Source organism: Actinoplanes philippinensis (assembly GCF_900113015.1).
GTDB classification, from domain to species: Bacteria; Actinomycetota; Actinomycetes; order Mycobacteriales; family Micromonosporaceae; genus Actinoplanes; species Actinoplanes philippinensis.
The window spans coordinates 252,672-278,652 of the sequence record NZ_FONV01000010.1 but is presented as its reverse complement, the minus strand read 5'-3'; the positions used below and the strand labels follow the sequence as shown (position 1 = coordinate 278,652).

The window sequence follows — 25,981 nt, the reverse complement described above, 5'->3', positions numbered from 1 at the left end:
CAGGTCAACCCTTCAGTCTGCGGACCGCCTCGTCGATCACCTCGGGGCGTTTGCAGAAGGCGAAGCGGATGAGGTGCCGGCCCGCGTCCTGATGGTCGTAGAAGACCTGGGTCGGCACCGCCACCACGCCGGAGCGGGCGGGCAGCTCACGGCAGAACTCGACGCCGTCCGTCCCGCCCAGCGGCCGGATGTCGGCGGTCACGAAATAGGTGCCCTCCGACGGCAGGACGGCCAGGCCCGCGTCGGTCAGCCCGGCGACCAGACGATCCCGGCGGTCACGCAGTCCCGCGGTGAAACCGGTGAAGTAGGAGTCGGGCAGGCCCAGCGCCACCGCCACGGCGGGCTGCAGCGGCGACGCGTTGACGAACGTCAGGAACTGCTTGACGCGCAGCATCGCCGAGACCAGCCGGGCCGGGCCGGTGGCCCAGCCGACCTTCCAGCCGGTGCAGGAGAAGGTCTTCCCCGCCGAGGAGATCCGCAGCGTACGGTCCCGCATGCCGGGCAGCGAGGCCAGCGGCACGTGCGGCGACGTGGCGTCCGGGAAGACCAGATGCTCATACACCTCGTCGGTGACGGCGAACACGTCGAACTCCCGGCACAAACCGGCGATCAGCTCCAGCTCGGCCGGCGTGAAGACCTTGCCGGTCGGGTTGTGCGGCGAGTTCAGCAGCACCAGACGGGTCCGCCCGCCGAACGCCGCCCGCAGCTCGTCCGGGTCGAACTCATACCGCCCGGACGCCCCGGGCCGCAGCGTGACCGGTCGGCGGACCGCTCCGGCCAGCGTGATGGAGGCCGCGTACGAGTCGTAGTACGGCTCGAAGCACACCACCTCGTCACCCGGCTCGCAGAGCGCCAGGATCGCCGCCGCGATCGCCTCGGTGGCCCCGGCGGTGACCGCGACCTCGCCCTCCGGATCCCGCTCCAGGCCCCAGAACCGCTGCTCGTGCGCGGCGATCGCCTGCCGCAGAGCGGGGATGCCGGCCAGCGGAGGATACTGATTGGCGCCGGTGGCCAGCGCCTCGGCGGCCGCGGCGAGCATCTCCGGCGGGCCGTCGGTGTCCGGGAAGCCCTGACCGAGGTTGACCGCCCCGGTCCGGGCCGCGAGCGCCGACATCTCGGTGAAGATGGTCGTGCCGAACGGGCGCATCCGTGCGACGAGCGGATCCGCCGGGGTCGAGGTGGTCACCGTGCTCCCTGTCTGCCCTGATCAGTAAACGAGCTCGTAGCAGTTGGCCGTCGCCAGGGCGCCGTCGGCGGTGTGCGTGGCGACCTGCTTGCCGTCGACGGTGGCCGTGCAGCTGATCGAGCCCGAGTCGACACCGGTGCGCACGGCGATGACCGAGAGCACCGACGGGCCCTTCATCGTGGTCGTCACCTTCCACGGCAGCTTGGCGTTGCCGACCCGCTTGGGAACGCCGTCCAGCTTCTCCACGTAGAGGATCTCGGCCGGGCCGTCGCCGGTGACCTCGTAGGTCACGCTGATCTCCTTGCCCTCGCCGATGCCGGGGATGCCGGTCGGCAGCGCGGGCAGGTCGGGGAACTCGGTCGGCAGGCCCGGGAAGTCCGGCCGCCCGGAGGGCAGCAGGTCGGGGAAGGTGGGATCGGTGATCGGCTCGGCCGCCTTCTTGGCGTCGTCGGTGACCTCGTTGACCTTGTCGACCGTACGGTTGACCAGGATCACCGAGGCGGTCACCACACCACCGCAGAGCAGCAGCGTGATGGCGAGGACCAGGGCGATCAGCGGTGTCTTGCTGCGCTTGGGTGGCAGCGGCGCCGGACCGTAGCCGGGCTGCGGCGGGTAACCGGCGCCCGCGTCGTAGGGCGGTGGTGGCGGGGGCGGCGCGTAGCCGGTGGTCGGGTCATACGGCGGCGGCTGCCCATAGCCCGGACCCGGGTCGTGGCCGACCGGCGGGAACTGGGCGGTCGGGGGGTAGTCAGGCGGTGGGGTGAACTGGGGCGGCCGGGGCGGTTGTCGCGGCTCGCTCGGATCGCTCATCTTTCCTCCCGGTGGGGCACCGTCTTTCGACGGTACGCCAGCGCCGCACGGCGAGGATCAACCACCCGTACGGGCAGGGGCGTCGGCGACGTGGTTGGACTACGGTTCCGATCACATGCGATGCTCATAACCGCGCCTCTCGAGCAAGACGGATGAGCGAAAGTCGGTTAGGCTGCCCGTCATGTGTGGGATCGTGGGTTACGTAGGCAATCGTCCAGCGCTGAGCATCGTCATCGACGGGCTCCGCCGCCTGGAGTACCGCGGTTATGACTCCGCGGGCGTCGCCATCATCGACAACGGCCTGGTGAAGACCGAGAAGAAGGCGGGCAAGCTCGCCAACCTGGAGAAGGCGCTCGCCGAGCGGTCCGGCGACGGCATCGAGGCCGGCGTCACCGGCATCGGGCACACCCGCTGGGCGACCCACGGCGGACCCACCGACCGCAACGCCCACCCGCACGTCTCCGTCGACGGCCGCGTCGCCGTCATCCACAACGGCATCATCGAGAACTTCGCCCGCCTGCGCGTCGAGCTCGAAGCGACCGGTGTCGAGTTCCGCAGCGACACCGACACCGAGTGCGCGGCCCACCTGCTCGCCGCCGAGATGCGCAAGCTGCGCGAGTCCGGCGCCGAGGACGGCCCGGCCCTGCTCGCCGAGGGGATGCGCCGCGTGGCCAACCGGCTCGAAGGCGCCTTCACCCTGCTCGCCGTCGACGTCGAGGTGCCCGACGCGGTGGTCGCCGCCCGCCGCAACTCGCCGCTCGTGGTCGGCCGCGGCAACGGGGAGAACTTCCTGGCCAGTGACGTCTCCGCGTTCATCGAGCACACCCGTGAGGCGATCGAGCTGGGCCAGGACCAGGTCGTCCTGATCACCCCGGCGGGCATCGAGATCACCGGTTTCGACGGGACCCCGGCCACCGGCACCGAGTTCCACATCGACTGGGACGCCTCGGCCGCCGAGAAGGGCGGCTACGAATACTTCATGCTCAAGGAGATCGCCGAGCAGCCCCAGGCGATCGCGGAGACCCTGCTGGGCCGGCTCTCCGAGCGTGGCGAGATCATCCTGGACGAGGTGCGCCTCACCGACCAGGACCTGCGTGACGTCGACAAGGTCTTCATCGTGGCCTGCGGCACCGCCTACCACGCGGGGATGGTCGCCAAATACGCCATCGAGCACTGGGTGCGCATCCCGTGCGAGGTCGAGCTGGCCAGCGAGTTCCGCTACCGCGACCCGATCCTCGACCGGTCCACTCTGGTGATCGCGATCAGCCAGTCCGGCGAGACCATGGACACCCTGATGGCGATCCGGCACGCCAAGGAGCAGAAGGCCCGCGTCCTCGCGATCTGCAACACCAACGGCTCCACCATCCCGCGCGAGTCCGACGCCGTCCTCTACACCCACGGCGGGCCGGAGATCGCCGTCGCCTCCACCAAGGCGTTCCTCACCATGCTCGTCGCCTGTTACCTGATCGGCCTGCACCTGGCCCAGATCCGCGGCGTCATGTATGCCGACGAGGTCGCCGCCGTGGTGTCCCGCCTGCGTCGCACCCCGGACAACCTGCGCGACCTGCTCGGCCGGATGGAGGAGGTGCGGGCCCTCGGCCGTGACCTCAAGACGGCGTCGACGATGCTCTTCATCGGCCGGCACGTCGGCTTCCCGGTGGCGCTGGAGGGCGCGCTCAAGCTCAAGGAGCTCGCCTACATCCACGCCGAGGGCTTCGCCGCCGGCGAGCTCAAGCACGGCCCGATCGCCCTGATCGACAAGGGCACCCCGGTGGTCTGCGTGGTGCCGTCCCCGCAGGGGCGCGGCGTGATGCGCGACAAGGTGGTCTCCAACATCCAGGAGGTACGCGCCCGCGGCGCCCGCACCATCGTGATCGCCGAGGAGGGCGACGAGGACGTCCGGCAGTTCGCCGACCATCTGATCTACGTGCCGCACACGCCGACGCTGCTCGCCCCGCTGATGACCACGGTGCCGCTGCAGATCCTCGCCTGCGAGATCGCGTCGGCCCGCGGGTACGACGTGGACCAGCCGCGCAACCTGGCCAAGTCGGTCACCGTCGAGTGACGCGCCGCTGAGCCGGCTCACGGCGTCTCGCCCAGGGTGATCCGGGCGAGGGCGTCGAGGGCCGGCCCGCCGCGGTCCCAGTAGCCGAGGTGGCCCGCGTCGAACTGGCTGGGGAAGACACGGGCGCCGAAACCCGGCTCACTCGGGTCACGGCCGAACCACAGGTGGCGCTGCCCGTCCGGGAGGACATCCTTCGGCGACACCGCGGCGTACTGGATCGGGTCGGTCAGCGAGGTCGTCGACCACACCCGGTCGGCGGGGAACCGCAGCTCGGCGGCGGAATCCACGCCCACTCCGGGTGAGCCGACGAAGACCACGCTGTCGGCCGGCAGGTCACCGGCGGCCGCCGCGCGGCCCACCACCAGCGAGCCGTAACTGTGCCCCAGCACCGTCTGATGCGCCGGGCCGCCCTCGTGGGTGACCCGCAACGCCTCCTGGAAGCGGGTCAGCTCCGGCGCGCCGGCCCGGGCCTGCCGGTCCGAGGCCGCCGCGTGCACGAAATCCGGGGCGTCGTAGTCGAGCCACAGCACCGCGCTCGCCGACTGCGCCGGGCCCAGCTCGCCGGCGCGCACCGCCACCCGCTCCGCACGGCTCAGCTCACCGCCCAGCGACTTCAGATCCGAGGTCATGCCGGGCACGTGCGTGAGGACGTGGGCGGAGCGGTCCGGGTCGCCGAGAGCGACCACGGCACGGCCCTCACCGTCCAGACCGAGCCCGATCAGGTACGCCCGGGGCCCGCCCTCCTCCTCCAGCCGCGCGGTCAGCCGGTCCAGCCCCGCACGCAGGTCACGGAGACGGCCGCGATCCACCCCCGCGGCCCGCATCCGGTCCAGCTCGAGACGGGCGTCGTCGAGCAGCAGCCGGTTCGCGACGTCACGGTCGGCGATCGGGATGCCGTCGGCGCCGGCGAACGCGGCCGGGGACGTGACGAGCAGCCAGGTGCGCTCGGCCGGCGACCACTGCTCCCACCAGCGGCGGACCTCGGCGGGCTCGGCGGTGCACGGCGGGAACGACGCCGGGACCGGGGCGGGCGGGATCTCGGCCAGGGCGCTGAGCCGGGTCGACGCGGCGCTGTCGGCCTCGGCGGCCAGGGCCAGGGCGGTGGTCAGATCGCCGGTGACGGACCTGATCGCCTCCGGTGTGCCGGGGTGGCCGTGGACCGTACCGGAATCGTCGATGACCAGACCGGAACGCCGCGCCGCCGCGCATGCCCGGTCGAGGAGCGCGCGGGCCCGGCCGAGGGCCGCGGCGAACTCGCTGAGCGCCTGATCCACGCGCCAGCAGACCACCCGGAAGAACGCCGCGCGGCGGCGCAGCGCGCCGAGCCCGGCCAGGGCGGCCTCGGCCGCCGGACCCGACCAGGAGTCGCGCAGACGGGCCGGCAGCGGGCCGAACTCGGCGCAGAGGGCGCCGGCCAGAGCTGCCCAGCGGCGCCACGCCAGTGCGGTGGACAGCCAGCGGTCCGGATCGGTGCCCCGGAGCTTCGCATAGGTGACGGCGGACGCGTCGGCGGCGTTCATCGACCCGCCCGCGACGTGAGCGCGCCGATGGCCGGGGCGGCGGTGAGATCGGTCAGCCGTCGCGCGGCCCGGGCGTCGGCCGCCTCGTAGGCGGTGGCGGCCGCTCTGATGTGGGTCGCCGTCGCGGCGGTGTCATCGCTGATCGAGGTCACCCACCGGCGGACCGAGTCGGCCGCCAGCGTGGCCGCGGCGGTCGCCGCCCAGTGCGGTGACGGATCGGCGACCGGGGCGGACGCGGCGGCGCCGGCGATCCGGCCGGCAAAGGCGGTGACGGCAGCGGCGTCCTGGCGCAGGCCCTCGGTGTCGACCTGGAAGTCGGGATTCATCGGGCAAACCTCCATGGGGGCGAGGGGACGCGCCGACGTTAGAGGCCCGGCGGGCGCCGCCGGGACGGCCTGTGGACGACCGTCCACAGGCCTTGCGCCCGCAGACCGCGTCCTGATAGGCGGGCGGCCCCGGAAAAGTGACCGGATGCGCCGATAGGGTGACGTTGTGATCGTGTCTGTCGGCATCGACGTCGTCCTGGTGGAACGCTTCGCCCGCGCGCTGGACCGGACCCCGCTGCTCGCGGATCGCCTCTTCACCGAGGCCGAGCGGCTGACCAGGTCCGGGAGCCCGCGATCCGCCGAGTCCCTGGCCGCCCGGTTCGCTGCGAAGGAGGCCGTCGCCAAGGCGCTGGGCGCGCCGATGGGCATGCGGTGGCACGACTGCGAGATCGTCACCGACCCCGACGGACGCCCGTGGTTGACCGTCTCCGGTACGGTCGCCGCCGCGGCGACCGAGCGTGGCATCGGTCGATGGCACCTGTCCCTGTCGCACGACGGCGGGATCGCCTCGGCGATGGTGGTCGCCGAGGCTGGGAGCAAGTAGGTCGATCGCCGCCCCGGCGGGCAACGGACAACGGAGGAAGCATGCGGCAGGCGTGGCGGGTCGGCGATGTGCGGGCGGCCGAGAAGAACCTGATGGCGACCCTGCCGGAGGGCGCCCTGATGCAGCGGGCGGCCGCCGGTCTGGCCCGGCGCTGCGCCCTGCTGCTGGAGGAGACCGGAGGGGTGTACGGCGCCCGTGTCCTGCTGCTGGTGGGCAGCGGCGACAACGGCGGCGACACGCTCTACGCCGGCGCCGCGCTGGCCCGCCGTGGCGCCCAGGTCCGGGCGCTGCTGCTGTCTCCGGAGCGGGTGCATCTGGCCGGTCTCGCCGCGCTGCGCCAGGCGGGCGGGTTCACCACCCGTGACCTGCCGGCCCGGGCCGATCTGGTGCTGGACGGCATCGTCGGGATCGGGGCGAGCGGCGGCCTGCGGCCGGAGGCGGCGGCGATCGTCCGGGAGCTGCCGGCCCTGCGCCGCCGCGACGGCGAGCGGGCCGTGATCGTGGCCGTCGACGTGCCGAGCGGTGTGACCGTGGACACCGGTGACGTGCCGGGCGAGGCGGTGACCGCCGACGTGACGGTCACCTTCGGGTGCCTCAAGGCGGCTCACGTGCTCGGCCCGGCGGCCGTGCGCTGCGGTCACGTCGATCTGGTCGACATCGGTCTCGGCCCGGCGCTGACCGGCACGCCCGCGGTCCGGGTGCCGGACGCGGCCGACATCGCCGCCTGGTGGCCACGCCCCGGCGCGACCTCGGACAAGTACTCCCGTGGCGTGGTCGGCCTGGCGACCGGGTCGGCGTTCTATCCGGGCGCCGCCCTGCTCTCCACCGCGGGCGCGCTGGCCGGCCCGTCCGGCATGGTGCGGTATGCGGGCAGCGCGCACCGTGAGGTGGTCCGCGCGCACCCGTCGGTGGTGGTCGCCGACCGGGTGGCCGACTCGGGGCGGGTGCAGGCCTGGGTCTGCGGCTCGGGGCTGGGCTCCGGCGACGAGGCGCGGACCGAGCTGCGCAGTGTGCTGGCCACCGCGCTGCCGGTGCTGCTCGACGCGGACGCGATCAATCTGCTGGTCGGCGGCGAGCACGCCGAGGACCTGCGGCGGGACGCCCCGCTGGTGCTCACCCCGCACGACGGCGAGTTCAAGCGGCTGGCCGGGGAGGCGCCGGGCGCGGACCGGGCCGGTGCGGCCGCCCGGCTGGCCGCGTGGACCAACGCGGTGGTGCTGCTGAAGGGTGACCGGACCATCGTGGCCACCCCGTCGGGGGAGATCTGGGCCAATCCCACCGGCAGCGCGGCGCTGGCCACGGCCGGGTCCGGGGATGTGCTGGCCGGGCTGCTCGGGTCGCTGCTGGCGGCGGGTCTGCCGCCGGTGCGTGCCGCGGTCGCCGCCGCCTACGTGCACGGGCTGGCGGGGCGCCGGGCCGCCGAGAACGGGCCGGTCACGGCGCCGGATGTGGCGGCCGCTCTGCGCCCGGCGCTGGCCGGCCTGCTGACCTGAGCGAAGAGGCCTGTCCGGCGGAAAATGTCATACGCCTCAGTAGGGTGGAGGCATGTGGCAGGCCGAAGTCCGCGTCGATCTGGACGCGATCAGGGACAACGTCGCGTTGCTGCGCGCCCGCACCTCCGCCGAGGTGCTGGTGGCGGTCAAGGCCGACGGCTACGGCCACGGCCTGGTGCCGGCCGGCCGCGCCGCGCTGTCCGGCGGCGCGACCTGGCTCGGCGTCGCCACCCTCGACGAGGCGCTCACGCTGCGCCGGGCCGGTGTCGAGGCGCCGGTTCTGGCCTGGCTGCTCAGCCCCGGCCTGCCACTGCACGAGGGGGTCGCGTCCGGCGTCGACCTGAGCGCCGCGACGACCGCCCTGCTCGACGAGCTGGTGGCCGCTGGCCGCCGGGCCGGGCGCCCGGCCCGCGTGCATCTCAAGCTCGACACCGGGCTGGCCCGCGGCGGCGCCGCCGTCGCCGACTGGCCGGTCCTGCTGGAGGCGGCGGCCAAGGCGCAGGCCGGCGGCGACATCGAGACGGTCGGCGTGTGGAGCCACTTCGCGTGCGCCGACGAGCCGGGTCACGAGTCGATCGACCGCCAGCTCGCCGCCTTCCACAAGGGCCTGGCGCTGGCCGAGTCCTTCGGCATCACACCGCGCTACCGCCACATCGCCAACTCGGCGGCCACGCTGACCCGGCCGGACACCCATTTCGACCTGGTCCGGGCCGGCATCGCGGCCTACGGTCTGTCGCCGATCGCGGGGGAGACCTACGGTTTGCGGCCGGCCATGACGGCCCGCGCCCGGGTGTCCCTGGCCAAGCGGGTCCCGGCCGGTCAGGGCGTGTCCTACGGGCTGACCTACACGACCCCGCGGGAGACCACGCTCGCCGTGGTGCCGCTGGGCTACGGCGACGGGGTGCCGCGGCATGCGTCGAGCGCCGGCCCGGTGCGGGTGGGCGGCACGACGGCGCGGATCGCGGGGCGGGTGTGCATGGATCAGCTGGTCGTCGACGTGGGTGACGAACCGGTGGTGGCGGGCGACGTGGCGACCCTGTTCGGGCCGGGTGACGACGGCGAGCCGACCGCCGACGACTGGGCGGCCGCCACCGGCACGATCAACTACGAGATCGTCACCCGGTTCGGCAGCAGCCGGGTGCCACGTCACTACGTGGGGGAGGCGTCCCGGTGGTGAGGCGTTCGAGGGTCGTCAAGGGCGCCGGCATATTCGGGGCCGTGGTGGGTGTCGCCGCGGCCGGTCTGGCGACAGCCTTCGCGGTGGAGCGTGCGCTGGTGCGGCGCTCGGTCAACGCGCCCGGCGATCCCTATGTCGACGAGCCGTTCGGCGACCAGCCGTTCGATCGGGAGCTGACGGTCACCGCCGCCGACGGCACCGATCTGCACGTGGAGATCATCGAGCCGGCCGGGGCGCCCGGCGAGCCGACGATCGTCTTCGTGCACGGGTTCGCCCTGGACATGGGCACCTTCTACTTCCAGCGCAAGGTGCTGGCCGAGCGGGGCACCCACCGGATGGTCTTCTACGACCAGCCGGGTCATGGCCGGTCGAGCAAGCTAAAGTCCGGCACCTATGATCTGGCCGCTCTGGGCCGGTCGCTGGCCGCGGTGCTGACCGAGACCGTGCCCGAGGGCCGGATCATCCTGGTCGGGCACTCGATGGGCGGCATGACGATCATGGCGTTCGCCGAGCAGTTCCCGGCCTGGTTCGGCAACCGGGTGACCGGCGTGGTCCTGATCTCCACCTCTGCCGATCTCTTCGAGAAGGCCAAGCTCGGCATCACGAACGTGGTGGCCCGGGTGAGCGCCCCGTTCTTCCCGCTCTGGGACAAGGCTGCCCAGCTCGGCGGCGGCACCATCGACCGGGCTCGAGTCGCCTCCTCCGACCTGGCCTGGCTGTTGACCCGGCGGTACGGGTTCGGGGAGGCCAAGCCCAGCCCGTCGCTGGTGACCTTCGTGGAGAGCATGAATTCGAAGACCTCCGCGGAGACGTTGACCAAATATCTCCAGACCCTCTACACGCACCATCGTTCTCCGGCGCTGTCCGCGCTGCGCGGCGTTCCGGTGCTGGTCGTCGTCGGTGATCGCGACTACCTGACCCCGGTGACCCACTCCGAGCAGATCATCGAGAATCTGCCCGAGGCCGAGCTGCTGACCATCGAGAACAGCGGTCACGTGGTGATGCTGGAGAAAGCCGATCAGGTCAACGCCGCGCTGATCCCCTTCCTGGAGAAACTGACGTGAAGTTGAAGACCGTCGAGGACACCCGCGAGTTCGGGCGGCGGCTGGCCGGCGTGCTGCGCGCCGGTGACCTGGTGCTGCTCACCGGCCCTCTGGGCGCCGGCAAGACGGCCCTGGCCCAGGGCATCGGCGCCGGCCTCGGCGTGCAGGGCCCGATCACCTCCCCGACCTTCGTGATCGCCCGGGTGCACCGGGGCCCGTTGCCGCTGGTGCACGCGGACGCGTATCGGCTGGGCGACCGGCCCGACCCGCGCGCCGAGATCGACGACCTCGACCTGGATGCCTCGGCCGACGACGCGGTCACCGTCGTCGAGTGGGGCGTCGGCCTGGTCGAGCAGCTCAACGACGAATACCTGCAGGTCCGGCTGGACCGGCTGGACGACGACACCCGCACTGTGGAGTTGCTGCCGCACGGCGGCGACTGGGCACACCGACTGGAGACCATGTGAACCTGATCGAGCAGCTGCCGGCCGAGTGGCGCGCCGAGCTGTCCCCCCACCTCGACGCCGCCGCGACCACCGCTCTGGGGGAGTGGGTGGCCGAGGAGTACGCCACGCAGACGATCTACCCGCCGGTGGAGGACCTGTTCTCGGCGTACCGGTTGTGTTCGCCGTCGCAGACTCGGGTGCTGATCCTCGGCCAGGACCCGTATCACGGTCCCGGCCAGGCGCACGGTCTCAGTTTCAGCGTGCGTGAGGGGGTCCGCCGCCCGCCGTCGCTGAGCAACATCTTCAAGGAGCTCAACGAGGATCTGAATGTGCCGAAGCCGCCGGGTGGCGACCTGACCGGCTGGGCCAGGCAGGGTGTGCTGCTGCTCAACGCGGTGCTGACGGTCCGGGCGGGCAAGGCCGGGTCGCACGCCAACAAGGGGTGGGAGGCGTTCACCGACGCCACGATCAAGGCCCTCAACGAGCGTGACGAGCGGATCGTGTTCCTGCTCTGGGGCAGCTACGCGAGGAAGAAGGCGGTGCTGGTCACCAACCCGGCGCACGCGGTCCTGGAGGCCGGTCACCCGAGTCCGCTGAACCGGGTCGGGTTCCTCGGCAGCCGTCCGTTCAGCGCTGCCAACAAGGCACTGGCCGACGGCGGACGGCCGGTCATCGACTGGGACCCGCGGGCCACCGTCTAGGGTTTCGCTGTGCTGGTACTGGCTCTGGACACCGCAACCCCCGCGTCGACGGCGGCGCTCGTCGAGGTGACCCCGGACGGGCTGTCCGGGATCGCCGAGCGCCGCACCGTCGACCCACGCGCTCACGGGGAGAGACTGGCCCCGGAGATCGCCGCCGTGCTGGCCGACGCCGGGCTGCGGCCGCGTGACCTGACCGCGATCGTGGCCGGGCTCGGTCCGGGTCCCTTCACCGGCCTGCGGGTCGGGCTGGCGACCGCGGCGAGCATGGGGCAGGCGCTGGGCATCCCGACCTACGGGGTGTGCTCGCTGGACGGGCTGGGCCGGGCTGCGGGCCCGGGGCGGGTGCTGATCGCGACCGATGCGCGGCGGCGCGAGGTGTATTTCGCCACGTATGTCGACGGGGTTCGGGTGACCGGCCCTGAGGTGGCCAGACCGGCGGATGTGGCCGGTCTGCTGTATGGCGCGGTGGGCGGCGCGCTCCCGGCCGGCCTGCTGATCCGGCCGGAGGACAGATCGACCGCCACGGCGGCCGGGAAAGCGGCTGGCACGGCGGACGGCCCAGCGGCCGGGAAAGCGGACGGCACAGCGGCCGGGCAACCGGAGACCGCGGTGGCCGGGCTGGTCGATCGGGCCGCGGGTGAGGGTGCCCTGAAATACGGGGACGTGTTCGGCGTACCCGTCGAGGAGCATCTCCTTTATCCGCCGGGCGCCGCGCTGGTCGCTCTCGCCGCCGACCGCATTCGCGGGGTCGCGCCGAGCGAGATCCTCACCCCGCTGTATCTGCGGCGGCCGGACGCGGTCGAGCCGTCGGCGCGCAAGCCGGTGCTGACCTGATGGAGATCGAGCGGTTCCGCTGGTGGCACATCGACGAGGTGCTGCCGATCGAGGAGGACCTCTTCGGACCGGAGAAATGGTCCGCCGCGATGTTCTGGAACGAGTTGGCGACCGGCCAGTTCTACCTGGCGGCGCTCGACGGCGAGCAGGTCGTCGGATATGCCGGACTGTCCGTCGTGGACGAGCACGAGTCCTGGGTGCAGAACATCGCGGTCCGGCGGGACGCCCAGCGGCACGGTCTCGGGCGGCGTCTGCTGGAGGCGCTGCTCGCCGAGGCGGCCCGCCGCGGCGCGCGCAAGGCGCTGCTCGAGGTGGCCGTCGACAACGCCCCGGCGCAACGGCTCTACGCGAGTTATGACTTCGAGCCGGTCGGGATCCGGCGCGGCTACTACCAACCCAGCAACACGGACGCCCTGGTGATGATGCGCGATGCGTGACGAACCCCTGGTCCTCGGGATCGAGACCTCCTGCGACGAGACCGGTGTCGGCATCGTGCGCGGGCACACTCTGCTCGCCGACGCGCTGGCGTCCAGTGTGGACCAGCATGCCCGGTTCGGCGGCGTGGTGCCCGAGGTGGCCAGCCGCGCCCACCTGGAGGCGCTGGTCCCGACGATGCAGCGGGCGCTGGACGAGGCGGGGGTGACCCTGGCCGACGTCGACGCGATCGCGGTGACCAGTGGTCCCGGCCTGGCCGGCGCCCTGCTGGTCGGGGTGGCGGCGGCCAAGGGGTATGCGCTGGCCGCGGAGAAGCCGATCTACGGCGTCAACCACCTGGCGGCGCACGTGGCGGTGGACACGCTGGAACACGGGCCGCTGCCCGAGCCGGCGGTGGCGATGCTGGTCTCCGGCGGCCACTCGTCGCTGCTGCTGGTCGATGATCTGACCGCGGGCGTGACGCCGCTCGGGGCGACCATCGACGACGCCGCGGGTGAGGCGTTCGACAAGGTGGCCCGGCTGCTCGGCCTCGGCTTCCCGGGTGGGCCGATCATCGACCGGTCGGCCCGCGACGGCGACCGGGCGTCGATCGCCTTCCCCCGGGGCCTCACGGCGCAGAAAGACCTGGTGGCGCACCGGTTCGACTTCTCCTTCTCGGGGCTGAAGACGGCGGTGGCCCGCTGGGTGGAGAGCCGGGAGCGCGCCGGTGAGCCGGTGCCGGTGGCCGACGTGTCGGCGAGCTTCCAGGAGGCGGTCTGTGACGTGCTGACCGCGAAGGCGATCGACGCGTGCCGGTCCAACGGGGTGCGGACCCTGGTCATCGGGGGCGGTGTGGCGGCCAACTCGCGACTGCGGGTGCTCGCCGAGGAGCGGGCGGCCAGGCATGGGATCGCGGTACGCGTACCCCGGCCGGGTCTCTGCACCGACAACGGCGCGATGGTCGCCGCGCTGGGATCGCATCTGGTGGCGGCCGGGGTGGCGCCGAGCCGTCTCGATCTGCCGGCGGATTCGGCCATGGGTTTGACCGAGGTCAGTGTGCCGGGGTAGGAAGCGTTCATGATCGCGCGGATGTGGGAGGTGCGGGCCTCGCGCAGTGGCTTCGACGAGCTGCTGGCCTGGGTCTGCGACACGGCGGTGCCTGCCCTGGAGGTACTGCCACAACATGTGTCGAGTGACGTCTATTCGTCCACCGATCAACGCATCGTCGTCATCACCAAATGGCGCAACTCCCCGGAGAACCTGCGTACCCCGCCGGAGAACCTGGTGGCACGCGCTCCGCACGTCTGGGATTTCAACCCGGTAGATCGTTGACCGGTCGCAGTCGGCGCACCTCGGCCTTACCGTCGGGGCCTGATGCGAAGACTGCCTGTGAACGATCCCGGTGTCCCCGACTCCCGATCCGCCGGCCGATATCTGCTGTGGCTGATCCGGCGTTCCCGCCTGACGGTCGCCGCCGCCGCGCTGCTGGCCGTCGCCTGGATGGGATGCCAGGCCCTGGTGCCCGCGGTCGTCGGCCGGGCCGTGGACGCCGTCGTGAACCGGGACGCGACCGCACTGGCCACCTGGGCGGCGCTGCTCCTCGGCGTGGGCCTGGTGCAGGCGTTCACCGGCATCGCGCGGCATCGGTTCGCCGTGACCAACTGGCTGTCCGCGGCGTTCCGGACCGTGCAGGTGGTGGTCCGGCAGGCGAACCGGCTCGGCTCCACACTGCCGCGCCGCCTCGACGCCGGTGAGGTCGTGGCGATCGGCACCTCGGACATCACCCATATCGGCAGCGCCGTCGACATCACGTCGCGGGGGGTCGGCGCGCTGCTCGCCGTGATCACGGTCACCGTCGTGCTGCTGCACACGTCGGTGCCGCTGGGACTCGTGGTGCTGCTCGGCGTACCCCTGCTGATGTCGGTGGTCGCGGTGTTGATTCCGCCGCTGCACCGGCGGCAGCACGCCTACCGCGACCGGCAGGGCTACCTGACCGGGCGGGCGGCGGACCTGGTCGGCGGGCTGCGGGTGCTGCGCGGCGTGGGCGGCGAGGCGACCATGGCGGCCCGCTACCGCGCCGAGTCGCGGGCGCTCGGCGCGGCCGGTGTGCACACGGCGCGGATCGAGTCGCTGCTGGAGGCCGCGCAGGTGCTGCTGCCGGGCCTGTTCCTGGTGCTCGTCACCTGGCTGGGCGCGCGGTTCGCGGCGGACGGGCGGATCACCGTGGGGCAGCTCGTGGCGTTCTATGCGTACGCCGCCTTCCTGGTCGCGCCGCTGCGGCAGCTCACCGAGGCGATCGACAAGATGACCCGCGGGCACGTCTCCAGCCGCCGGGTCGTGACGATGCTGCGCGAGCGCAGCGACCTTCCGGACCCACCGGATCCGGCGCCACTTCCGGCAGGCGACCTGGTGGACCCCATTTCGGGGGTACGGGTGACCCCCGGCCGTCTCACCGCGATAGCCGCCACGGCGCCCGTGGACGCCGCCGGCATCGCCGATCGGCTGGGCCGGTACGCCGACGGCGCCACGCTGGGCGGTGTCCCGCTCGCGGCGGCCGCCCTGTCCGAGGTGCGGGCCCGGATCCTGGTCGCGGACAACGAGGCCCGGCTGTTCTCCGGCCGGCTGCGGGCGGACCTCGACCCGTACGACATCGGCTCTCTGGAATCGGCTCTGGAGGCCGCCGCGGCGACCGAGACGGTGGAGGCGCTGCCGGACGGCCCGGACACCGTGGTGACCGATCGTGGCCGCTGTTTCTCCGGTGGCCAGCAGCAGCGGCTGCGCCTGGCGCGGGCCCTGATCGCCGACCCCGAGGTGCTGGTCCTGGTGGAGCCGACGAACGCGGTGGACGCGTGGACCGAGGCCCGGATCGCCGAGCGGCTGCGGGTGGCACGCGCCGGCCGTACCACTGTGGTCTGCACCAACAGCCCGCTGATGCTGAGCCAGGCCGACCGCGTCTGTTTCGTCGAGGACGGCCGGGTGGTGGCCGTCGGCCCGCACGCCGGCCTGCTCGGCGCCGAACCCGGGTACGCCCGGCTGGTGCGGCGCGGCAACGGATCCGGGCCGGAGGAGAAACGTGAGGAAGCCGGCGAGGAGCGGCCGTGAGCCGGCTGCTGCCGGTGGCGAGCGCCGTGCAGGCCCGCCGGTACGCCCGTGACCTGATCCGGCGCCATCCCGGCCTGTTCCGCGCCACTGTCGCTCTGCACGTGGCCGCCGCCCTGGCCGGTCTGGCCGGCCCGCGACTGCTCGGCGAGCTGGTCCAGGGCGTCCACGAGCGCGTGCCGATGTCCGAACTGGATCACCTCGCGCTGGCCATCGGCGGTTTCGTCGTGGCGCAGACCGTGCTGATCCGGTTCGCCCACCTGTCCTCGGCGCGGCTGGGGGAGCGGGTGCTGACCCGGCTGCGGGAGGAGTTCGTCGACCGCATGCTGGCCATGCCGCTGTCCACCGTGGAGTCGGCGGGCTCGGGTGACCTGCTCACCCGGACCACCCGGGATGTCGACGCGCTGTCCAAATGCGTCCGGTTCGCCGTGCCGGAGACCCTGATCGCCCTGATCACACTCGGGCTCGTGATCGGCGCACTGCTGCTGGTCAGCCCCATCTTCGCGGTGCCGCTGCTGATCGGGGTGCCGATCATCGTGGTCGGGTCACGGTGGTATCTGCGGCACGCGCCACGCGGATACCTGCGGCAGAACGCCGCCTACTCGGACGTGACCGAGGGGCTGACCGAGACCGTGGAGAGCGCCCGTACGGTCGAGGCGCTCGGCCGCCAGCGGCAGCGGGTCGCGCGTACCGATGTCGACCTGCGGCGGTCCTGGCGAGCCGAGCGGTACACGCTGCGCCTGCGGACCGTGTGGTGGCCGGTGATCGAGATCAGCTACGTGGTCCCGATGGTGCTCACCCTGCTCGCCGGTGGCTGGCTCCACCTGCACGGCCACGTGTCGCTCGGCGCGCTGACGGCCGCGGTGATCTACGTCCAGCAGCTGGTGGATCCCCTGGACCGGCTGGTCGGCTGGCTCGACGAGCTGGAGGTCGGCGCGGCCGCGCTGGCCCGGCTGCTCGGTGTCACGGCCGGTCCGCTGCCGGCGGTCACCGACGCCCCGGAGCCGGCCGGCACCCGGATCGAGGTCCGCGACGTGCGGTTCGCCTACGAGCCGGGACGCGAGGTGCTGCACGGCGTCGACCTGGTCCTCGAACCCGGCGAACGGCTCGCCGTCGTCGGCGTCTCCGGGGCCGGCAAGTCCACGCTCGGCCGGCTTCTCGCCGGGGTGCACCGGCCCACCTCGGGCAGCATCACGGTCGGCGGCGTGCCGCTGGACGCGCTGCCACCCGATCGGCTACGGGCCGAGGTCGCCCTCGTCACCCAGGAGCACCACGTCTTCATCGGCACCCTGCGGGACAACGTGGCGATGGTCCGGCCCCACGCGCAGGAGGGGGAGATCCGGGCGGCGCTCACCGCCGTACAGGCCCTCGGCTGGGCCGACGAACTGCCGGACGGGCTCGACACGATGGTCGGCGCGGGCGGCTTCCTGCTCACCCCGGCGCAGGCGCAGCAGGTGGCGCTGGCCCGGCTGGTGATCGCCGACCCGCACACTCTGGTGCTCGACGAGGCGACCGCGATGCTCGACCCGCGGGCCGCCCGGGACCTGGAACGCTCCCTGGCGGCGGTGGTGAGCGGGCGAACGGTCGTGGCGATAGCGCACCGGCTGTTCGCGGCGCACGACGCCGACCGGGTGGCGGTGATGGACGGCGGGCGGATCGTGGAGCTGGGGTCGCACGACGAGCTGGTGGCGGCGGGTGGGGCGTACGCCGCGCTGTGGAGCTCGTGGCAGGGCGAGGGTATGAAAAAGGCGCGCCCGGAAGGCGCGCCCTTTCCCTGAGCTGACGATCAGAAACCCGGACCGTGCTGGTGGCCGTGCCCGTGACCGTGGCTGTGACCGTGCCCGCCGGCGGCCGCCGGAGCGGGCTCGGCCGGCTTCTCCACCACGAGGCTCTCGGTGGTGAGCAGCAGACCGGCGATCGAGACGGCGTTGGAGACCGCGTTACGGGTCACCTTCACCGGGTCGATGATGCCGGCCGAGGCCAGATCGACATACTGGTCGGTGGCGGCGTTGAGGCCGTGGCCCCAGCCCAGCTCGCCGACCTTGCCCACCACGACGTAGCCGTCGTGACCGGCGTTCTGCGCGATCCAGCGCAGCGGCTCGAGCAGCGCCTTGCGGACGATGCCGACGCCGAGCGCCTCCTCGCCGGTGAGGCCGAGGTTGCCCTCGAGCTCCTTGGCGACCTGGGCCAGAGCGGCGCCGCCACCCGGGACGGTGCCCTCCTCGACAGCCGCCTTGGTCGCCGCGATGGCGTCCTCGATGCGGTGCTTGCGCTCCTTCATCTCGACCTCGGTCGCGGCGCCGACCTTGATCACCGCAACGCCGCCGGAGAGCTTGGCCAGCCGCTCCGAGAGCTTCTCACGGTCCCAGTCGGAGTCGGACGCCTCGATCTCCTTGCGGATCTGCGAGACCCGGTCGGAGACGTCGGAGGAGTTGCCGCCACCGTCGACGATGGTGGTGTTCTCCTTGTCGACGACGATCCGGCGGGCGCTGCCCAGCGACTCGATGCCGACCTGGTCGAGCTTGTAGCCGAGCTCGGGGGCGATCAGCTCGCCGCCGGTCGCGATCGCGAGGTCCTGCAGGATCGCCTTGCGGCGGTCACCGAAGCCCGGCGCCTTCACCGCTACGACCTTGATGGTCTTGCGCAGCGAGTTGACCACCAGGGTGGACAGGGCCTGGCCCTCGACGTCCTCCGCGACGATCAGCAGCGGCTTGCCGGTCTGCAGCACCTTCTCCAGGAGCGGGAGCAGCTCCTCGATGCTGGAGATCTTCTGCGTGGTGAGGAGGATGTGCGCGTCCTCCAGCACCGCCTCCTGCGCCTCGGCGTCGGTCACGAAGTTCGGCGAGATGAAGCCCTTGTCGAACTGCAGACCCTCGGTCACGTCGAGCTCGGTGTGCAGCGCCGAGCCCTCCTCGACGGTGATGACGCCGTCGCGGCCGACCCGGTCCATCGCGTCGGCGATCAGCTCACCGATGTTCGCGTCCTGCGCCGAGATGGTGGCCACGTTCGCGATCGCCTTGTGGTCGGCGACCTCGACGGCCTTGGCCAGCAGCGCCTTGGAGACGGCCTCGGCCGCCTTGTCCATGCCGCGCTTGAGGCCGATCGGGTTGGCGCCCGCGGTCACGTTGCGCAGACCCTCGCGGACCAGCGCCTGCGCGAGCACGGTCGCCGTGGTGGTCCCGTCGCCGGCGACGTCGTTGGTCTTGGTCGCCACCTCTTTGACCAGCTGGGCGCCGAGGTTCTCATACGGGTCGGTGAGCTCGATCTCCTTGGCGATGGTGACGCCGTCGTTGGTGATCGTGGGCGCGCCGAACTTCTTGTCCAGGACGACGTTGCGACCCCGCGGACCGAGGGTGACCTTGACCGTGTCGGCGAGGGTGTTGACGCCGTGCTCCAGGAGGTGCCGGGCGTTGTCTGAGAAGCTGAGAATCTTCGCCATGAATGGTCCCTTCACGCACCAGCGCCCTGCCCCGAGCTATCGGAACAGGGCGCAAGCGCAATCAGTTAGGTCTTACTTCTCGATGACCGCGAGGACGTCACGGGCGGAGAGCACCAGGTACTCCTCGCCGGCGTACTTGACCTCGGTGCCGCCGTACTTCGAGTAGAGGACGACGTCGCCGACCTTCACGTCGAGCGGAACGCGGTTGCCCTTGTCGTCGATCCGGCCGGGACCGACGGCGAGGACGGTGCCCTCCTGGGGCTTCTCCTTGGCGGTGTCGGGGATCACGATGCCGGACGCGGTGGTGGTCTCGGCCTCGTTCGCCTGGACCACGATGCGGTCCTCGAGCGGCTTGATCGCAACCTTGGTCGCGGTAGTCACGGGCATACCCTCCTGGGTACAGGTTTCGCCGGCCATGAACCAGGCCGGTCAATGCCTCATGCCACCGGGCGGGGCCGTCGTCGCGGGTGCCGGTCCGCCTGGTGCCTAACCGCCACGGAGGACCCGGGCGGCTGGCACCCTCATGTCGAGAGTGCTAACGCCGAGACTATGCCGGAACTAGCACTCCGTCAACCAGAGTGCCAACCAGTCACGCCAGGGAGAATGCCTCTCGTGACCCCTGAGTTGTTGCGACTGTTGCGTACCCCCGAGGGGTTGAAAGCCCTGGCCGCGGCGGCTGAGGTGACCGGCGGTGAGCCGCTCGCCGCCGCCTCGGCGCTGCGGGCCCGGGGCTTCGGCGCGGAGCTCTCCGCGGCCGCCTTGACCCAGGCTAGTTTGCGCGCGCGCGCCGCGATGAAATTCGGCCCGGACGCTGCCGGGATGTTCTTCACCCGGGCCGGCCTGGAGCAGGCCACCCGGGCGGTGGTCGCCGACCGGCGGGCCGCGCGGCTCGCCGCGGCGGGCGTCGAGACCCTGGCCGACCTGGGCTGCGGGCTCGGATCGGACGCGCTCGCCGCGGCCCGGCACGGCATCACGGTGCACGCCGTGGACGCCGACCCGGTGACCGCGGCGCTGGCGGCCGCGAACGCCGAGGCCGCCGGGCTGGCCGGCCGGATCACCGTGGAGTGCGCCGACGCCACCTCGGTGCCGGTGGAGCGGTATGACGCGGTGTTCGCCGACCCGGCTCGTCGGCAGGCCGGTCGTGGCCGGGTGTTCGACCCGAAGGCCTACTCCCCGTCGTGGGACTTCATCGCCGGCCTGCCCGGCCGCACCCCGCGCACGGTGCTGAAACTCGCGCCCGGCATCGACCACGCGCTGCTGCCGCCGGGCGCCGAGGGGGAGTGGGTGAGCGTCGGCGGCGACCTGGTCGAGGCCGCGTTCTGGTGCGGCCCGCTCGCCGAGGTCCCGCGCCGGGCCACGCTGCTCGGCCCGGACGCCGGCCTGACCGGCGCCGGTGACACCGTGGCCGGGGTGGGTCCGGTCGGCGCCTGGATCTACGACCCCGACCCGGCGGTGGTCCGCTCGCACCTGGTCGCCGAGTTCGCCACGTCGATCGGCGGGCGGCTGGCCGACCCGGAGATCGCCTACGTCTACACCGACGACCCGGTGGACACGCCGTTCGCCCGCCGGCTCGGCGTCACCGAGATGCTGCCGTTCTCGCTGAAACGGCTCCGCGCGCTGTTGCGGGAGCGGGGCGTCGGCGTCCTGGAGATCCGCAAACGGGGCTCGGCGCTGGTGCCCGACCAGCTGCGCAAGGACCTGCGGCTGTCCGGGCCGAACACGGCCGGGCTGGTGCTGACGCGCGTCGAGGGGGCACCGGTGGCGCTGCTCACCACGTCGGCGATGTAGTTTGCGCGGATGGCCAAGAAAGCGGCCGGCACGCCGGCCACCGTCGTGCTGAACACGGAGCGGGTGGCGCACACGCTGCATCCGTACGAGGTGTCCCCCGACGCGCCCAACTACGGGGCGTTGGTGGCCGAGGCCCTGGGTGTCGCGCCGGAGCGGCTCTTCAAGACCCTGGTGGCGGAGGTGGACGGCGCTCTCGTGGTCGGTGTCGTGCCGGTCACCGGCGATCTCGACCTCAAGGCGCTGGCGTCGGCCGCCGGCGGCAAGCGGGCGGCGCTGGCCGACCGGGCCGCCGCCGAGCGCAGCAGCGGTTACGTCCGAGGCGGGATCAGCCCGCTCGGACAGCGCAAGCGGCTGCCCACGGTCATCGACGACACGGCGGCCGGGCTCGACCTGATGTACGTGTCGGCGGGCCGCCGCGGTCTGCAGGTGTCGCTGGCGCCGGCCGATCTGATCAGGTTGACCGGAGCGATCGTCGCGCCCATCCGGACCGGAGGGTCCTGAGCGGCTCCTCCGGCGTTGTCACGTGACGCCGCTTGTGTTCCCTGTCACCGGAGGAATACGTTGCCGGACACAACAAACCGGTTGTCCTGACAAATCCGAACGACAGTTCCGGATTTACCCCCCGGAAGGACATAGAGGGAATGAGTAGTCGAATGCTGACCCTTGCCGCGGCCGGCCTGCTGGCCGCGGGAGGACTGTCCGCCTGTACCTCCGAGGACGATCCGGCCGGGCGCGGCGCGGACGCGGTGATCGGCGTGATCCTGCCCGACACCAAGAGCTCGGCCCGCTGGGAGACCGCGGACCTGAAGTATCTGGCCGAAGCGTTCGCGGCCGCGGGCGTACCGGCCGACATCAAGAACGCCCAGGGCGACAAGGCCTCGTTCCAGACGATCGCCGAGGGCATGATCCAGACCGGCGTGAAGGTCCTGATGACCGTCAACCTGGACTCCGGCACCGGCAAGAACGTGCTGGAAAGCGCCCGGAAGGCGGGCATTCGCACGATCGACTACGACCGTCTCACGCTCAGCGGCGGCGCCGACTACTACGTCTCCTTCGACAACGTCGAGGTCGGCAAGCTGCAGGGTCAGGGCCTGGTGGACTGCCTCAGCGAGAAGCGGGTGCCCACCCCGGTGGTCGCCTTCCTCAACGGTTCGCCCACCGACAACAACGCCACCCTGTTCAAGGAGGGCTACGACTCGGTCCTGCAGCCGAAGTTCGCCTCCGGCGAGTACCTCAAGGGCCCGGAGGACGCGGTTCCGGACTGGGACGGCGCCAAGGGCGGCACGATCTTCGAGCAGCAGCTCACCAAGGATCACAAGATCGCCGGGGTGCTCGCCGCGAACGACAGCCTCGGCAACGCCGCCATCGAGGTTCTCAAGAAGAACAAGCTGAACGGCACCGTCCCGGTCACCGGACAGGACGCCACCGTCCAGGGACTGCAGAACATCCTCGTCGGCGACCAGTGCATGACCGTTTACAAGGCGATCAAGAAGGAGGCCGCCGCGGCCGCCGGGCTGGCCATCGCCCTCGCCCGCGGCGAGACCCCGACCACGGCGACCGACACCGTGACCGACCCGGAGTCCCATGCCCCGGTCAAGGCGCTGCTGCTCAAGCCGGAAGCGATCACCAGGGAGAACATCGAGGTGGTCCTCGAGGACGGGTACGTCACCCGGGAATCGCTCTGCACCGCCGCATTCGTGACAGCCTGCACCGAGGCGGGAATCAGCTGAACCCGGCGACGGCGCCGCCCCGGCATCCCGCGGGCGGCGCCCAGCCGACGAAGGAGAGACATCCGTGGCCGCGACACCTCTACTGGAGCTGCGCGGGATCGACAAGAGCTTCGGTCCCGTCCAGGTGCTGCACGACGTCGGCATGAGCGTCTACCCCGGCGAGGTCACGGCGCTGGTCGGTGACAACGGCGCGGGCAAGTCGACGCTCGTCAAGTGCATCAGCGGCATCTACACGATCGACGCGGGCACGGTGCTCTTCGACGGCCGGACGGTCACCGTGAACAGCCCACGGGACGCCGCCGATCTCGGTATCGAGGTCGTTTATCAGGACCTCGCCCTCTGCGACAACCTGGACATCGTCCAGAACATGTTCCTCGGCCGGGAACAGAAACGCGGCATCGTCCTGGACGAGCCGACCATGGAACAGATGGCGGCCGAGACGCTGGCGAGCCTTTCGGTACGCACCGTCAAGTCGCTCCGCCAACTGGTCGCCAGCCTCTCCGGCGGCCAGCGGCAGACCGTGGCGATCGCCAAGGCGGTGCTCTGGAACAGCAAGGTCGTCATCCTGGACGAGCCGACCGCGGCCCTCGGTGTGGCGCAGACCGCGCAGGTGCTCGAACTGGTCCGCAGGCTCGCCGACAACGGTCTCGGCGTGGCGCTCATCTCCCACAACATGAACGAGGTCTTCGCGGTCTCCGACCGGATCGCCGCGCTCTATCTGGGCCGGATGGCCGCCGAGGTGAAGACCAGCGACGTCACCCACGCCCAGGTCGTCGAGTTGATCACCGGCGGGCGCAGCGGCAATCTGGGCCTCCCGCCGGAGGGCCCCACCGACTTCGCCGATTTCATGCCGGGGGGCCAGCTGTGAGCATGTCGACGTACGAGATAGCCGGCGGCGTGAAGGTCGCCCGGCCGACCATGGCCGGTCACCTCCGCGACTACCTGGCCCGGATCCGCGGCGGAGACCTCGGCGCCCTGCCCGCCGTACTGGGCCTGGTCGTCCTGACGCTGATCTTCGGCGCCGCCCGCCCGAATTCCTTCTTCAGCGCCGGCAACCTCGCGAACCTGTTCAACCAGGCCGCCGGACTGACCATGATCGCGATGGGACTGATCTTCGTCCTGCTGCTGGGCGAGATCGACCTCTCCGCCGGGTACGCGGCCGGCGTCTGCGGCGCGGCGATGGCGATCCTCCTCACCGATCGGGGTTACGCCGAGCCGGTGGCGCTGCTCGGGGCGCTGCTCACCGGGGTGGTGATCGGCCTGGCCCTCGGCTTCCTGGTGGCGAAGGTCGGCATCCCGTCCTTCGTCGTCACGCTGGCGGCCTTCCTGGCCTTCCAGGGCGTCCTGCTGAACCTGCTCGGCGAGGGCAAGAACCTCTCGATCCCGGACGGCTTCATCAAGTCGCTCAACAAGGACAGCCTTCCGGTCTCGTGGAGCTGGGGGCTGGCCATCGCGTCGGTGGCCGTATTCGCGCTCTTCCAGTTCCTGCGCTACCGCGGCCGGGCCGACCGGGGCCTGCTCACCGAGCCGATCGGGGTCACCCTGCTCCGGGTCGCCGGCATCGCGGCGCTGATCCTGACCGCGACCGCGATCCTCACCCGGGAACGGGCGATCAACCCGGCCGTCGCCTCGCTCAAGGGCGTGCCCATCGCGGCGCTGGTGATCGGCGGCTTCCTGGTGCTGTGGACCCTGGTGCTCGGCCGGACCTCGTACGGCCGGCACGTCTACGCCGTCGGCGGCAACCCGGAGGCCGCCCGCCGGGCCGGCATCCCGGTCGACCGGATCCGCATCTCGGTCTTCGTGATCGGCTCGTTCATGGCCGCGATCGGCGGCATCATGCTGGTCAGCCGGGCCGGATCGGTCGACCCGAACACCGGCGGCAGCAGCACCCTGCTCTACTCGGTCGGCGCCGCGGTGATCGGCGGCACCAGCCTCTTCGGCGGCAAGGGCAAGGTCATCCACGCGGTGATCGGCGGCGCGGTGATCGCGGTCATCGACAACGGCATGTTCCTGATGGATTTCTCCTCCGGGACGCGCTACATCTTCACGGGTGTGATCCTGCTCATCGCCGCCGGTGTCGACGCGCTGGCCCGGCGTCGCGCGGCGGCCGGCAACCGGTGATCAGGCCCCGATGAACGAGACGACGGGGCCGGGCCCGGGTTCGCTGATGCGGGCCGGCCCGAGTCAGGAAGAGGTCCGCAAGCACAACCTCGGGACGCTGCTGCGCTACGTCCACATGCACGGGGCGACGTCCCGGGCCGAGCTGACCACCCGGCTCGGCCTCAACCGCAGCACGATCGGCGCCCTCACCGCCGACCTGATCGGCGCGGGCCTGGTCAGTGAGGCCGCGCCACGCGAGACCCGGCGGGCCGGACGGCCCTCGCTGGTGGTGCGGCCGGAATCCGGGCGGGTGTACGCCTACGCGCTCAGCATCGAGGTGGACCGCCTGCGCGCGGCCCGGGTCGGGCTGGGCGGCCGGATCCTGGAGCAGTACGAGACCGAGCGCCCCCGCGGCATGAGCGCCGGCGAGGCGGTCCGCCCGCTGGCCCGTTACGTGCGCACCATGCGCTCCGGCGCTCCCGCCGACGGCCGCTGTGTGGGCAGCGCCGTGGCCGTGGCCGGCATGGTGCGCCTGGAGGACGGCATGATCCGGCTGGCGCCGACGATCGGCTGGGTGGACGAGCCGATCGGTGAGGCGCTGCGCACCGAGCTGGAGGAGTTCGGCCCGCTGAGTGTGGGCAACCACGCCGACGTGTGTGTGCTGGCCGAGCACTCGCGGGGCGCCGCGGTCGGCTCGGACAACGTCATCTACCTGTACGGCGACGTCGGTGTCGGCGCCGGGATCGTGGCCGGGGGACGGCGGGTGCACGGGCACGGCGGGTACGGCGGTGAGGTCGGCCACATGGTCGTCAACCCGTACGGCCGGACCTGCAGCTGTGGCTCCCGGGGCTGCTGGGAGACCGAGATCGGCGAGCACGCCCTGCTACGCCTGGCCGGGCGGGAGGACCGCAGCGGCCGGGAGGCGGTGCTGGCCGTGGTGGATGCCGCGATGCGCGGGGACAGCTCGGCGCAGCACGCGTTACGGCAGGTGGGCGACTGGGTCGGGTTCGGTGTCGGCAACCTGGTGAACATCTTCAACCCGGAGGTGGTGATCTTCGGTGGCACGCTGCGGGACGTCTACCTCGGCGCCGCGGCGCAGATCCGCAGCCGGCTCAACGCGGTCGGGCTGCCCGCCTGTCGCGAGCACGTCCGGTTGCGTACCCCCGAGCTCGGCCCGGACGCGGCCCTGATCGGGGCGGCCGAGCTGGCCTTCGAGCACCTCCTCGACGACCCGCTGGTGTCCTGATCGGACGGTGATGGTCCACC

25 protein-coding genes are annotated in these 25,981 nt (G+C 72.1%); 19 read left to right on the top strand and 6 right to left on the bottom strand.

Annotated features, from left to right (window positions below):
* Positions 1-4: 4 nt before the first annotated feature.
* Together BM290_RS27140 and BM290_RS50775 are read right to left on the bottom strand one after the other, a co-directional pair.
* Positions 5-1,186 (bottom strand): pyridoxal phosphate-dependent aminotransferase, encoded by a 1,182-nt coding sequence (locus BM290_RS27140; protein WP_093618719.1) that lies wholly within the window; start codon positions 1,184-1,186, stop codon positions 5-7.
* Between the two features lie 21 nt (positions 1,187-1,207).
* A complete protein-coding gene (locus BM290_RS50775; protein WP_093618718.1) occupies positions 1,208-1,996 on the bottom strand; it encodes an MmpS family transport accessory protein in 789 nt (262 codons plus the stop codon).
* 181 nt (positions 1,997-2,177) lie between these two features.
* Between BM290_RS50775 and glmS the strand changes: the two genes are divergently transcribed.
* Positions 2,178-4,061, top strand: coding sequence for a glutamine--fructose-6-phosphate transaminase (isomerizing) (gene glmS / locus BM290_RS27130; RefSeq protein WP_093618717.1), 1,884 nt, complete (start codon positions 2,178-2,180; stop codon positions 4,059-4,061).
* A 17-nt stretch (positions 4,062-4,078) separates the two neighbouring features.
* On the opposite strand, the gene BM290_RS27125 is transcribed toward glmS, so the two are convergent.
* Positions 4,079-5,581, bottom strand: a complete 1,503-nt coding sequence (locus tag BM290_RS27125; RefSeq protein WP_093618716.1) for an alpha/beta hydrolase — start codon at positions 5,579-5,581, stop codon at positions 4,079-4,081.
* The gene (locus BM290_RS27120; RefSeq protein WP_093618715.1) at positions 5,578-5,907 is read right to left on the bottom strand and encodes a type VII secretion target; all 330 of its coding nucleotides are present in this window, start codon (positions 5,905-5,907) and stop codon (positions 5,578-5,580) included. Before BM290_RS27120 ends, BM290_RS27125 begins: the two co-directional genes overlap by 4 nt.
* A 166-nt stretch (positions 5,908-6,073) precedes the next feature.
* Between BM290_RS27120 and BM290_RS27115 the strand changes: the two genes are divergently transcribed.
* From BM290_RS27115 to BM290_RS27060, 12 genes are read left to right on the top strand one after another with little or no spacing between them, the layout of a single operon-like run.
* Complete coding sequence (locus BM290_RS27115; protein ID WP_093618714.1) at positions 6,074-6,451, top strand: holo-ACP synthase; 378 nt, start codon at positions 6,074-6,076, stop codon at positions 6,449-6,451.
* A gap of 41 nt (positions 6,452-6,492) precedes the next feature.
* Positions 6,493-7,944 (top strand): NAD(P)H-hydrate dehydratase, encoded by a 1,452-nt coding sequence (locus tag BM290_RS27110; RefSeq protein WP_093618713.1) that lies wholly within the window; start codon positions 6,493-6,495, stop codon positions 7,942-7,944.
* 52 nt (positions 7,945-7,996) lie between these two features.
* Positions 7,997-9,121: an alanine racemase gene (gene alr / locus BM290_RS27105; RefSeq protein WP_093618712.1), complete on the top strand. Its 1,125-nt coding sequence runs from the start codon at positions 7,997-7,999 to the stop codon at positions 9,119-9,121.
* Entirely contained in the window at positions 9,118-10,185 is a 1,068-nt protein-coding gene (locus BM290_RS27100) for an alpha/beta fold hydrolase (RefSeq protein WP_093618923.1), read from the top strand. Before alr ends, BM290_RS27100 begins: the two co-directional genes overlap by 4 nt.
* Positions 10,182-10,631, top strand: a complete 450-nt coding sequence (gene tsaE / locus BM290_RS27095) for a tRNA (adenosine(37)-N6)-threonylcarbamoyltransferase complex ATPase subunit type 1 TsaE (RefSeq protein WP_093618711.1) — start codon at positions 10,182-10,184, stop codon at positions 10,629-10,631. Before BM290_RS27100 ends, tsaE begins: the two co-directional genes overlap by 4 nt.
* The gene (gene ung / locus BM290_RS27090; protein WP_093618710.1) at positions 10,628-11,311 is read left to right on the top strand and encodes a uracil-DNA glycosylase; all 684 of its coding nucleotides are present in this window, start codon (positions 10,628-10,630) and stop codon (positions 11,309-11,311) included. The genes tsaE and ung overlap by 4 nt, the downstream gene beginning before the upstream one ends.
* A 9-nt stretch (positions 11,312-11,320) precedes the next feature.
* Positions 11,321-12,145: a tRNA (adenosine(37)-N6)-threonylcarbamoyltransferase complex dimerization subunit type 1 TsaB gene (gene tsaB, locus BM290_RS27085; RefSeq protein ID WP_093618709.1), complete on the top strand. Its 825-nt coding sequence runs from the start codon at positions 11,321-11,323 to the stop codon at positions 12,143-12,145.
* Positions 12,145-12,582 carry a ribosomal protein S18-alanine N-acetyltransferase gene (gene rimI / locus BM290_RS27080; protein ID WP_093618708.1) on the top strand — a complete coding sequence of 146 codons (438 nt, stop codon included), beginning with the start codon at positions 12,145-12,147 and terminating at the stop codon, positions 12,580-12,582. The genes tsaB and rimI overlap by 1 nt, the downstream gene beginning before the upstream one ends.
* Complete coding sequence (tsaD, locus tag BM290_RS27075) at positions 12,575-13,627, top strand: tRNA (adenosine(37)-N6)-threonylcarbamoyltransferase complex transferase subunit TsaD (RefSeq protein ID WP_093618707.1); 1,053 nt, start codon at positions 12,575-12,577, stop codon at positions 13,625-13,627. Before rimI ends, tsaD begins: the two co-directional genes overlap by 8 nt.
* Before the next feature lie 9 nt (positions 13,628-13,636).
* On the top strand, positions 13,637-13,891 hold the full coding sequence (locus BM290_RS27070; protein ID WP_093618706.1) for a hypothetical protein: 255 nt from the start codon (positions 13,637-13,639) through the stop codon (positions 13,889-13,891).
* A 42-nt stretch (positions 13,892-13,933) separates the two neighbouring features.
* Positions 13,934-15,661 carry an ABC transporter transmembrane domain-containing protein gene (locus BM290_RS27065; RefSeq protein ID WP_093618705.1) on the top strand — a complete coding sequence of 576 codons (1,728 nt, stop codon included), beginning with the start codon at positions 13,934-13,936 and terminating at the stop codon, positions 15,659-15,661.
* Entirely contained in the window at positions 15,658-17,436 is a 1,779-nt protein-coding gene (locus tag BM290_RS27060) for an ABC transporter ATP-binding protein (protein WP_093618704.1), read from the top strand. The genes BM290_RS27065 and BM290_RS27060 overlap by 4 nt, the downstream gene beginning before the upstream one ends.
* An 8-nt stretch (positions 17,437-17,444) precedes the next feature.
* Here the strand turns inward: BM290_RS27060 and groL are convergent, their stop codons facing one another.
* Both groL and groES read right to left on the bottom strand, forming a co-directional pair.
* Positions 17,445-19,097: a chaperonin GroEL gene (groL, locus tag BM290_RS27055; protein WP_093618703.1), complete on the bottom strand. Its 1,653-nt coding sequence runs from the start codon at positions 19,095-19,097 to the stop codon at positions 17,445-17,447.
* Between the two features lie 72 nt (positions 19,098-19,169).
* The gene (gene groES / locus BM290_RS27050) at positions 19,170-19,484 is read right to left on the bottom strand and encodes a co-chaperone GroES (RefSeq protein WP_014440794.1); all 315 of its coding nucleotides are present in this window, start codon (positions 19,482-19,484) and stop codon (positions 19,170-19,172) included.
* A gap of 216 nt (positions 19,485-19,700) precedes the next feature.
* Between groES and BM290_RS27045 the strand changes: the two genes are divergently transcribed.
* The 6 genes from BM290_RS27045 (at position 19,701) to BM290_RS27020 (ending at position 25,961) form a co-directional block, all read left to right on the top strand.
* Positions 19,701-20,885 carry a class I SAM-dependent methyltransferase gene (locus BM290_RS27045; RefSeq protein WP_093618702.1) on the top strand — a complete coding sequence of 395 codons (1,185 nt, stop codon included), beginning with the start codon at positions 19,701-19,703 and terminating at the stop codon, positions 20,883-20,885.
* Between the two features lie 9 nt (positions 20,886-20,894).
* Positions 20,895-21,386 carry a Cys-tRNA(Pro) deacylase gene (gene ybaK / locus BM290_RS27040; protein WP_093618701.1) on the top strand — a complete coding sequence of 164 codons (492 nt, stop codon included), beginning with the start codon at positions 20,895-20,897 and terminating at the stop codon, positions 21,384-21,386.
* Between the two features lie 140 nt (positions 21,387-21,526).
* Positions 21,527-22,615 carry a sugar ABC transporter substrate-binding protein gene (locus tag BM290_RS27035; protein ID WP_093618700.1) on the top strand — a complete coding sequence of 363 codons (1,089 nt, stop codon included), beginning with the start codon at positions 21,527-21,529 and terminating at the stop codon, positions 22,613-22,615.
* Between the two features lie 64 nt (positions 22,616-22,679).
* Positions 22,680-23,483, top strand: coding sequence for an ATP-binding cassette domain-containing protein (locus BM290_RS27030; protein ID WP_093618699.1), 804 nt, complete (start codon positions 22,680-22,682; stop codon positions 23,481-23,483).
* Positions 23,484-23,485: 2 nt separating this feature from the next.
* Entirely contained in the window at positions 23,486-24,736 is a 1,251-nt protein-coding gene (locus BM290_RS27025; protein ID WP_093618698.1) for a sugar ABC transporter permease, read from the top strand.
* Between the two features lie 46 nt (positions 24,737-24,782).
* Complete coding sequence (locus BM290_RS27020; RefSeq protein ID WP_093618922.1) at positions 24,783-25,961, top strand: ROK family transcriptional regulator; 1,179 nt, start codon at positions 24,783-24,785, stop codon at positions 25,959-25,961.
* Positions 25,962-25,981 lie beyond the last annotated feature (20 nt).